The organism is Brevundimonas diminuta 3F5N (assembly GCF_900163625.1).
Classification (GTDB): Bacteria; Pseudomonadota; Alphaproteobacteria; order Caulobacterales; family Caulobacteraceae; genus Brevundimonas; species Brevundimonas diminuta_A.
Genome location: NZ_FUIE01000030.1, coordinates 47,867 through 57,105, shown reverse-complemented (window position 1 = coordinate 57,105; position 9,239 = coordinate 47,867). Strand labels below are relative to the sequence as shown.

At 68.4% G+C, this 9,239-nt stretch carries 8 protein-coding genes; 3 read left to right on the top strand and 5 right to left on the bottom strand.

The features are described from left to right. Positions 1–179 precede the first annotated feature (179 nt). Together FM111_RS05370 and FM111_RS05365 are read left to right on the top strand one after the other, a co-directional pair. Positions 180–1,352, top strand: a complete 1,173-nt coding sequence (locus tag FM111_RS05370) for a benzoate/H(+) symporter BenE family transporter (protein ID WP_087139749.1) — start codon at positions 180–182, stop codon at positions 1,350–1,352. Positions 1,353–1,453: 101 nt separating this feature from the next. Then, a complete protein-coding gene (locus tag FM111_RS05365; RefSeq protein WP_076224443.1) occupies positions 1,454–1,627 on the top strand; it encodes a YegP family protein in 174 nt (57 codons plus the stop codon). Between the two features lie 51 nt (positions 1,628–1,678). Here FM111_RS05365 and FM111_RS05360 read toward each other — a convergent pair whose 3' ends face one another. The 4 genes from FM111_RS05360 to ffh all read right to left on the bottom strand — a co-directional run bounded on the left by FM111_RS05360 (position 1,679) and on the right by ffh (position 5,168). Then, positions 1,679–2,392, bottom strand: coding sequence for a glutathione S-transferase N-terminal domain-containing protein (locus FM111_RS05360; protein WP_087139747.1), 714 nt, complete (start codon positions 2,390–2,392; stop codon positions 1,679–1,681). 83 nt (positions 2,393–2,475) lie between these two features. Next, positions 2,476–3,009: a ribosome maturation factor RimM gene (gene rimM / locus FM111_RS05355; RefSeq protein WP_256968102.1), complete on the bottom strand. Its 534-nt coding sequence runs from the start codon at positions 3,007–3,009 to the stop codon at positions 2,476–2,478. A 104-nt stretch (positions 3,010–3,113) separates the two neighbouring features. Next, on the bottom strand, positions 3,114–3,620 hold the full coding sequence (gene rpsP / locus FM111_RS05350; RefSeq protein WP_087139744.1) for a 30S ribosomal protein S16: 507 nt from the start codon (positions 3,618–3,620) through the stop codon (positions 3,114–3,116). A gap of 24 nt (positions 3,621–3,644) precedes the next feature. Then, entirely contained in the window at positions 3,645–5,168 is a 1,524-nt protein-coding gene (gene ffh / locus FM111_RS05345) for a signal recognition particle protein (protein WP_087139742.1), read from the bottom strand. A 312-nt stretch (positions 5,169–5,480) separates the two neighbouring features. On the opposite strand from ffh, the gene ppc reads away from it, so the two are divergent. Further along, positions 5,481–8,186 (top strand): phosphoenolpyruvate carboxylase, encoded by a 2,706-nt coding sequence (gene ppc / locus FM111_RS05340; protein ID WP_087139740.1) that lies wholly within the window; start codon positions 5,481–5,483, stop codon positions 8,184–8,186. Here the strand turns inward: ppc and FM111_RS05335 are convergent, their stop codons facing one another. After that, a complete protein-coding gene (locus FM111_RS05335; protein ID WP_087139738.1) occupies positions 8,187–9,152 on the bottom strand; it encodes a magnesium and cobalt transport protein CorA in 966 nt (321 codons plus the stop codon). Positions 9,153–9,239: the final 87 nt, after the last annotated feature.

Below are 9,239 nucleotides of genomic sequence, written 5' to 3'. Positions count from 1 at the left end.
CCGCTCATCCCGGCGGACGCCGGGACCCAGTGCTTTGGCTTCATCCACGCCGCCGGGATTGAGGCGCTGATCTGAGGTGCGCGTCCTTGGCTCTTACTGGGTCCCGGCGTCCGCCGGGATGAGCGGCGAAAGGCGTATTTCCGCTTTCAGGCTCCCGCCGCCCGGCCTAGCTTGAGCGCATGAGTTCCGTGCGCCTGCCTCCTCCCGCCAGTTTCTCGGCCGCCGCCGTGGCGACCGTCGTCGGCTTCGGCGGCACAGTCGCGCTGGTGGTTCAGGCGGGACAGGCCATGGGCGCGTCGCCCGGCCAGATCATCTCCATGGTCACCGCCCTGTGCCTGGGCATCGGCCTGCCCGGTGCGGTGTTGAGCTGGCGGCTGAAGATGCCCGTGGTGCTGGCCTGGTCGACGCCGGGGGCGGCCCTGCTGGCGGCCTCGACGCTCGGCCTCGGCTGGTCGACGGCCGTGGGCGCCTTCGTCATCGCCGGGCTGATGATGGTGCTGACCGGACTGGTCCCGGCGCTGGGCCGGCTGGCCGAGCGCATTCCGGCGGCCGTCGCCTCGGCCATGCTGGCGGGGGTGCTGCTGCCCTTCTGCCTCAAGCTGTTCCTGGTGTTTCCGACCGATCTGATGCTGGCGGCGGGGCTGCTGCTGGTCTTTCTGGTCATGCGTCGACTGGCGCCCGCCTGGTCCCTGCCCGCCGTTCTGGTCGCCGCCTTCGCCGTGCTGGCCGTGCGCGGTCAGGTCGCCCTGCCCGAGGGAACCGGCCTGTTCGGCGCCCTGTCGCCGGTCATGCCCGCCTTCGACTGGAAGGCGGCGGTCAGCCTGGCCCTGCCGCTGTATCTGGTGACGCTGGCGTCGCAGAACCTGCCCGGACTGGTGGTGCTGAGGGCCGCAGGCTACGCACCGCCCGCCGGAAAGCTGATCTTCTGGGGCGGTCTGACCAGCACCCTGCTGGCGCCGTTCGGGGCGCACGGCGTCAACCTAGCCGCCATCACCGCCGCCATCTGCACCGGACCGGACGCCCATCCCGATGCGACGAAGCGCTGGACCGTGGGCGTGATCTACGGCCTGTTCTACCTGGTCGTCGCCCTGTTCGCGGCGCCGCTGGCGGGCCTGTTCATCGCCATGCCGACCGGAGCGCTGGCCGTCATCACCGGCCTGGCCCTGATCGCGCCGCTGACCGGATCGCTGGGCGCCATGATGGGCGAGGCCAAGGATCGCGAGGCCGCCGTCCTGACCTTCGCCGCCACGGCGTCGGGCGTGGCTCTATTCGGCGTCGGCTCGGCCTTCTGGGGGCTGGCGGTCGGCTTCCTGGCCCTGGCGGCGCGACGCTGGATTCCCGCGCGCGGCTGAGCGCCTCACGGCCTTTTACATTTCGCGCCCTTTACGGCCCGAGCGAGGCCGTGGCAGCTTCTTCGCCTTGGCCGACTGGCGGCCGTCAGAGCGAGACGATCATGGCGCACAAGTTCGAAGTCTATCAGGACAAGGCCGGCGAGTTCCGCGTCCGGTTCAAATACAACTCCGAGATCATCTTCTCGACCGAGGGCTATTCCGACAAGTCGGGCGCCAAACGCGCCATCGAGTCGATCAAGAAGTACGTCGGCGACGCCCCGACCGAAGAAGTCTGAGCGTGCGCGGGGGCGCGGCGCACCGCCCGCCCCCGCAATCTCGTCTTACGGCTATGCCGGGACGCTCAGGCCCCGCTGCACAGCCGGTCGGGCTAGCCCGCGCGCCAGCCAGGCCGCCACGCGCGGAAAGTCCGCATAGCCAACCAGTTCGCCAGCGCCATAATGCTCGACCAGGTTCCGCACCCAGCCCAAGATGGCGATGTCGGCGATGGTGTAGTCGTCGCCCATGATCCAGGTCCGGGGCTCTCCCCCTTTATTGGCGAGCCGCCCTTCCAGAACCCCCAGCAGACGGCGCGATTCCGCGACGTAGCGATCACGCGGCCGCTTGTCCTCGAATTCGCGACCCGCATATTTGTGGAAGAAGCCGACCTGGCCGAACATCGGACCGATGGCCGCCATCTGGAAGAAGACCCACTGCAGCGTCTCATAGCGCGCCGCCGGATCGGTCGGCAGGAAGCGTCCCGCCTTCTCCGCCAGATAGACCAGGATGGCCCCCGACTCGAACAGGGCCAACGGCTTTCCGCCCGGACCGTCGGGGTCGATGATGGCGGGAATCTTGCCGTTGGGGTTCAACGACAGGAACTCGGGCGTCCAGGTCTCGTCCTTGCTGATATCGACCAGGTGCGCCTCATAGGGCAGGCCCAGCTCCTCCAACAGGATGGAGACCTTCACCCCATTGGGCGTCGCCAGCGAATAAAGTTGCAGCCGGTCGGGATGCTGCGGCGGAAACTGACGGGTGACGGGAAAGGCGGACAGGTCGGCCATGGGGCGCTCCGGCTGGTGTGACCCCATTCATGTTGGAAACGTCGCCGCAATCCGCAACCGTTGATGCGGCGAATGTCTACGCCTCAGTCTTCGTCGCGGTCGCTCACTTCGGTCGGGCGGACGATGCGCAGCCAGCCCTCGCTGATGTGCAGTTCCGGCGCCGCCTCGCGGGTGAAGGGCAGATACCAGGTCGGGCCGCCCTCGGCCGGGGCGATCTCCAGCATGTCGTCGGCGCCGAAATTCTGGACCGACTTCACCTTGCCCAGCACCACATCGGCCGGATCGCGCGCCTCCAGACCGACCAGGTCGGTCAGGTAGAACTCGTCCTCGTCCGGCTCAGGCAGGGCGTCGCGGGTGACGAACAGCTTCTGTCCGCGCCGGGCGTCAGCCTCTTCCTTGGTGGCGATCTCCTTGACCCGCGCCACCACGCCCGCCTTGTCCGGCCGCGCGGAAATCAACGTCAGCACGGGCTTTCCGTCGGCGCCTAGCAGCGGCGAATAGCCGACCAGGGCCATGGCGTCGGCGGTATAGGCGCTGATCCGCACCTCGCCCTTCACCCCGAAGGCGCCGCCGATCTGGCCGACCAGGATCAGTCTGTCTTCGCTGCTCATGACCAGGCTCCGTTTGCCGATGCGATGGGTCCAGATAGCAGAAAAGCAGCGCCCCGAAAGGACGCTGCTTTCCCGTTTCAACCGGCCATGGCCGGATGAAGAGATAAGGCTCAGGCCTGCTCTTCGGTCGTCTCAGCGGCGACTTCAGCAGCCGCTTCAGCCGCAGGAGCTTCTTCAGCAGGCGCTTCTTCCACGGCCGGAGCAGCAGCGGCGGCGGCGGCGGCTTCAGCGGCCTCGGCCTTGGCGGCGGCTTCGGCTTCCAGGCGGTCGGCTTCGCGCTGCGCGCGCTCGGCGGCGCGTTCTTGGGCCTTCTTGCCCGGCTCGGCCTTCTTGGGGTTGTTGCCCTGGGTCCACTTGACCTTGGCGCCCAGAACTTCGTCCTGCGACAGGAAGCGGGCGACGCGGTCGGTCGGCTGAGCGCCCTTGACCAGCCATTCCAGGATGCGCTCCTGCTTCAGGACGACGCGCGGGGTGGCGCTGTCCTTCGGCAGCATCGGGTTGTAGCTGCCGACGCGCTCGATGAACTTGCCGTCGCGCGGGCTGTGCGAGTCGGCGATGACGATGTGGTAGTAGGGGCGCTTCTTGGCGCCGCCGCGGGCCAGACGAATCTTCAGCATTTTCAGTCTCTTTCCAGAAGGTCGTTATTTCTTTTTGGGGAAGCCCGGCAGACCCGGAAGGCCTCCCGGAAGTTGTCCGCCGCCCAGACCCGCCAGGCGGTCCTGAATGGCTTTCATTTCATCGGCCGAGGGCTCCGGCATCTTGCCGCCGCCCAGCGCCTTCAGACGGTTCATGTCGGGACCGCCGCCGCCCATGCCGGGCAGGCCGCCCATCATGGAGGCCATCTTCTGCAGGTTCTTGCCGCCGCCCTTGGACAGCGACTTGACCATATCGGCCATCTGCCGATGCTGCTTCAGCAGGCGGTTGATGTCCTGGACGTCAACGCCGGCGCCCTTGGCCACGCGCTTCTTGCGGCTGGCGTTCAGCAGGTCCGGCTTCTTGCGCTCGGCCTTGGTCATCGAGGAGATGACGGCCAGCTGGCGGTCGATCAGCTTGTCCGAGACGTTGTTCTCGGCCATCTGGGCCTTCATCTTGGCCACGCCGGGCAGCAGGCCCATGATGCCCTGAAGACCGCCCATCTTCTTCATCTGGTTCAGCTGACCGGCCAGGTCGTCCAGATCGAACTGACCCTTGGCCAGCTTGCGGGCCATCTTCTCGGCCTTGGCCTGGTCCAGCTCGCCCGCGGCCTTCTCGACCAGGGCGACGATGTCCCCCTGACCCAGGATGCGGCCGGCGACGCGGCGGGCGTCGAAGACGTCCAGCGCATCGACCTTTTCGCCCGCGCCCAGATATTTGATCGGCAGGCCGGTGACGGCGCGCATCGACAGCATGGCGCCGCCGCGCCCGTCGCCGTCGGCGCGGGTCAGCACCAGACCCGTCAGGGGCAGACGTTCGTGGAAGGCGGCGGCGGTGCGCACCGCGTCCTGACCCGTCAGGCTGTCGGCGACCAGCAGGGTTTCGACCGGCTGGGCGATCTCGGCGACCTCGGCCACCTCATTCATCAGCCCTTCGTCCAGGGTGATGCGGCCGGCGGTGTCGAGGATCAGGACGTCGAAGCCCTGAAGCTTGGCCGACTGAAGCGCGCGGCGGGTGATCTGGACCGCGCTCTCGCCTGCCACGATGGGCAGGGTCGCGACCTCGATCTGCTGGCCCAGGGTGGCCAGCTGTTCCATGGCCGCCGGACGACGCGTGTCCAGCGAGGCCATCATGACCTTCTTCTTGTCGAACTTCGACAGACGCAGGGCCAGCTTGGCCGAGGTCGTCGTCTTGCCCGAACCCTGCAGACCGGCCATCAGCACGACGGCGGGCGGGGTCGCATTGGTGTTCAGCGGAACCGGCTCTTCGCCGCCCAGCATGTCGACCAGGCCGTCATAGACGATCTTGATGACCTGATCGGCGGGCTTGACCGCGCGGATGACGTCTTCGCCGGTCGCGGCCGTCTTGGCGCGGGCGATGAAGTCCTTGACCACCGGCAGGGCGACGTCGGCCTCGAGCAGGGCGACGCGGACCTCGCGCAGGGCCTCCTCGACATCCTTTTCGGACAGGGCGCCGCGCCCGGTGATCCGGTCGAAGACGCCTGTCAGTCGCTCGTTCAGAGCCTCGAACATTCAAACCCTTTCATGCGCCTGGGCCTTAAGCCTCCGTGAGAAACGCCCATAGGCGGGCGACCTCTGCGAACGATCACGTCGACAGAGGCCCTCTCCATCCTCGTCCTGAAGACAATCAGGGGTCGTGATGGTGGAGGCGCAGGTTCAATTGCGCCGGAAGTCGCGGCTTATGGCGGAAAAGCAAGGTGATGTCGACTCCGTTTCTCGCGACGAAAGGCGACCACACAAAGGGTTTCTGCGTTGCAGCATGGACTGGCGCGCTCGGATTCCACTGATACGGTTCCTGTCCGGCCTCCCCGCTGAGAGACGACCATGACCCAGGCTCCCGACTTTCCCCATGATCGCCTCCGCGCAGAGGTCCGGCTTCTGGGCGCCCTGCTGGGCGAAGTGATCCGCGACGAGGGCGGCCAGGATCTCTACGATCGCATCGAGGCGGTGCGGCAGGCCTCGGTGGCCTATCACCGCGACCCGGCCTCGGACGACGCCTCGGAGCTGGAGCGGCTGCTGGGCGAGCTGTCGCTGGATCAGGCCATCGGCCTGACGCATGGTTTCGCCGCCTTCTCCCTGCTGGCCAATGTCGCCGAGGACCGGGCGGGCAAGCGCCGCGCCCAGGCCCAGGCGGAGGCGGGCGAACGGGCCGACACCCCCGAAGGCGCGCTCAAGCGTCTGGCCGAGGCGGGCGTCGACAGGGACGCCGTGCGCGACCTGCTGGCTCAGGCCCTGATCTCGCCGGTGCTGACCGCCCACCCGTCCGAGGTGCGCCGCAAGAGCGTCATCGATCGCACCACGGCGGTGGGCGAGCTGCTGGACGGCTGCGACCGCGACGGAATCGCCTGCGACGCCGAGACGCTGAAGGCGGCCCTGCGCCGCCAGATCGTCATCCTGTGGGCCACGCGGCTGACCCGCGCCTCGGCCCTGGTGGTGCAGGACGAAATCGACACCATCGTCGATTGGCTGCAGCGCATCTTCCTGCGTGTCGCCCCGGCCCAGCTGGCCGAATGGCGTCGCCTGCTGGACGCGCCGGACCTGGCGCCCTTCGTGCGCATCGGCTCCTGGGTCGGCGGCGACCGCGACGGCAATCCCAATGTCGACGCCACGACCCTGCGCGCCGCCTTCCGCAGCCAGGCCCGCGCGGCGCTGAGCTTCTATCTGGACGAGGTGCACGCCCTGGGCGCCGAGCTCAGCCTGTCCATCGACCTGACCCGCGTCACGCCCGAACTGGCCGCCCTGGCGCAAGGGTCCGGCGACGCCTCCATCCAGCGCGCGGACGAGCCCTATCGTCTGGCGCTCAGCCAGATCTACGCCCGCCTGTCGGCCGCCTATCCGCTGCTGACCGGCGAGCCGACGCCGCGCCCGGCCCGCTTCGACGTCCCGCCCTACGACGGTCCCGGCGTCTTCAGCGCCGATCTGAATATCCTGCATGACAGCCTGGTTCAGACCCACGGCGCCGTCTTCGCCGACGATCGGCTGGCGCGGCTGATCACGGCGGCGGACGTGTTCGGCTTCCACATGGCGACGCTGGACCTGCGCCAGAACTCCGACGTGCATCAGCGCGTGGTCGCCGACCTGCTGAAGGTCGCGGGCGTCTGCGCCGACTACGCCGCTCTGGACGAAGCCGAACGCCTGGCCGTGCTGGCGCGCGAACTGGCCAGCCCCCGCCCCCTCTTCTCGCCCTACGCCGACTATGCGGCCGAGACGCTGAAGGAGCGCGCCATCCTTCAGGCCGCCGCCGAGGCCCTTTCAATCTTCGGTCCGCAGGCGATCCGCACTCACATCGTGTCCAAGACCGACGCCGCCTCGGACATGCTGGAGGTCTATCTTCTGCTCAAGGAAGTCGGCCTCTACGACCCGGCCGCCCCCGGCGCCTGTCCCATTCAGGCCGCCCCCCTGTTCGAGACCATCGACGACCTGCGCGCCGCTCGCGCCACGCTGGAGCGCGTTCTCGCCGAACCTTCGGCCCTCGCCGTGGCCGAAGCGCGCGGAGTGCAGGAGGTGATGATCGGCTATTCGGACAGCAACAAGGACGGCTCCTACCTGACCTCGGGCTGGGAACTGCACGAAGCCTCGCGCGCCCTGCTGGAGGTCACGCGCGCGGCGGGGGTGCGGCTGCAACTGTTCCACGGCCGGGGCGGCGCCGTCGGGCGCGGCGGCGGCTCCAGCTTCTCGGCCGTGCTGGGCCAGCCCGCCGGAACCGTCGCGGGCCGCATCCGCGTCACCGAACAGGGCGAGGTCATCGCCAACAAATACGGCGAGCCGGAGGTGGCGCAGCGCAACCTCGACGCCCTGACCTGCGGGACCCTGCTGGCCTCGCTGGGACCGCAGTCCGACGCGAGCTACAGCGCCGAGCACGGGGCCACGGCCGCGCGCCTGTCGGCGGCCTCGATGAAGGCCTATCGCGCCCTCGTCTATGAAACGCCCGGCTTCGTCGACTATTTCCGCGCCGCCACCCCCATCGCCGAGATCGCCGACTTGAAGATCGGCTCGCGCCCGGCCAGCCGCACCACCTCCCCCGCCATCGAGGATCTGCGCGCCATTCCGTGGGTGTTCAGTTGGTCGCAGTCGCGGGTCATGCTCCCCGGCTGGTTCGGCTTCGGCTCGGCGGTTCAGGGCGAAGACCCGGCCGAACTGCGCGCCATGGCCGAGGCGTGGCCCTTCTTCCGCACCGTGGTCCAGAACATGGAGATGGTGATGGCCAAGGCCGACATGGCCATCGCGCGCCGCTACGCCGGACTGGTCCCCGACCCCGCCCTGGCCGAACGCATCTACGCCGCCATCCGCGCCGAATGGGACCGCACCGTCGCGGCCGTCCTGTCGATCACCGGCCAGCAGGCCCTGCTGGGCGGCCAGCCCGAACTGGATCGGCTGATCCGCCAGCGCATGCCCTATGTCGAGCCGCTGAACCATGTGCAGATCGAGCTGATCCGCCGGCGTCGGGCGGGCGACGACGACCCGCGCGTCAGCAACGGCATCCTTCTGGCCATCAACGGCGTGGCGGCGGGCCTCAGGAACAGCGGCTGACTACAGCCACCGGGTCCGCTTGAAGGTGACGTACAGGCCGATGCAGATGGCGACGATCAACGCCAGGACCGCCGGATAGCCATAGGTCCAGCGCAGCTCGGGCATGTAGTCGAAATTCATGCCGTAGATGCCCGCCACCGCCGTCGGCGTCGCCAGGATGGCGGCCCAGGCGGCCAGCTTGCGAGTGATGACGCCCTGACGCTGCTGCTCCAGCAGATTGGACACCTCGAACACCGAGGCCAGGATGTCGCGCAGACCCGCCGCCCGGCTGGACACACGCCGCACATGGTCGGCCACGTCGCGGAAATAGGGCCGCACCTCGCGGTCGATGCAGGGCAGATCCAGCGACTGCAACTTGACGCAGACCTCCTCCATCGGCCCCAGCACCCGGCTGAACTTCAGCAGCTCGCGGCGCAGCTGGAACAGGCGGGTGATGTCGGCGCGCGACAGGAAGCTGTCGAGGGCGACCTGCTCCATCTCCAGCACCTTGTCCTCGATGGCGTCGATGATGGGGATGTAGCCGTCGACGATGAAATCCAGCACCCCGTGCAGGATGAAGTCCGGCCCATGACTCAACTGGTGCGGCGAGGCTTCCAGCTGGGCGCGCAGCTGGGTGTGGGCGCGGGCCGAGCCGTGACGGATGGTGATGACGTAGTTGGGGCCGACGAAGACGTGGGTTTCGCCGTACAGAATGCGGTCGCCCTTGGCCTGGGCTGTGCGGGCGACGATGAAGAGTTCGGAGCCATAGACCTCCAGCTTGGGGATCTGGTGCGCCGTCAGGGCGTCCTCGACCGCCAGGGGATGCAGGTGAAAGCGACGCACCAGGACGTCGAACTCCTCGTCCGACGGCTCGTGCAGGCCGATCCACAGGTATTCGCCCTTGGCCAGGGCCAGGCCCTGATCCGTCAGCGGCGCGTCGCGCACCCGCTTGCCGTCCTTGTAGACGTAGGAGGCGACGACGCTCATGAGCGCTCCTTCTTTGCTGGGCCGCGATCAGAAGGCTCAGCCTTCTCGACCCGACGCAGCCCGTGACACAGCCAAGGCTTACGCCAC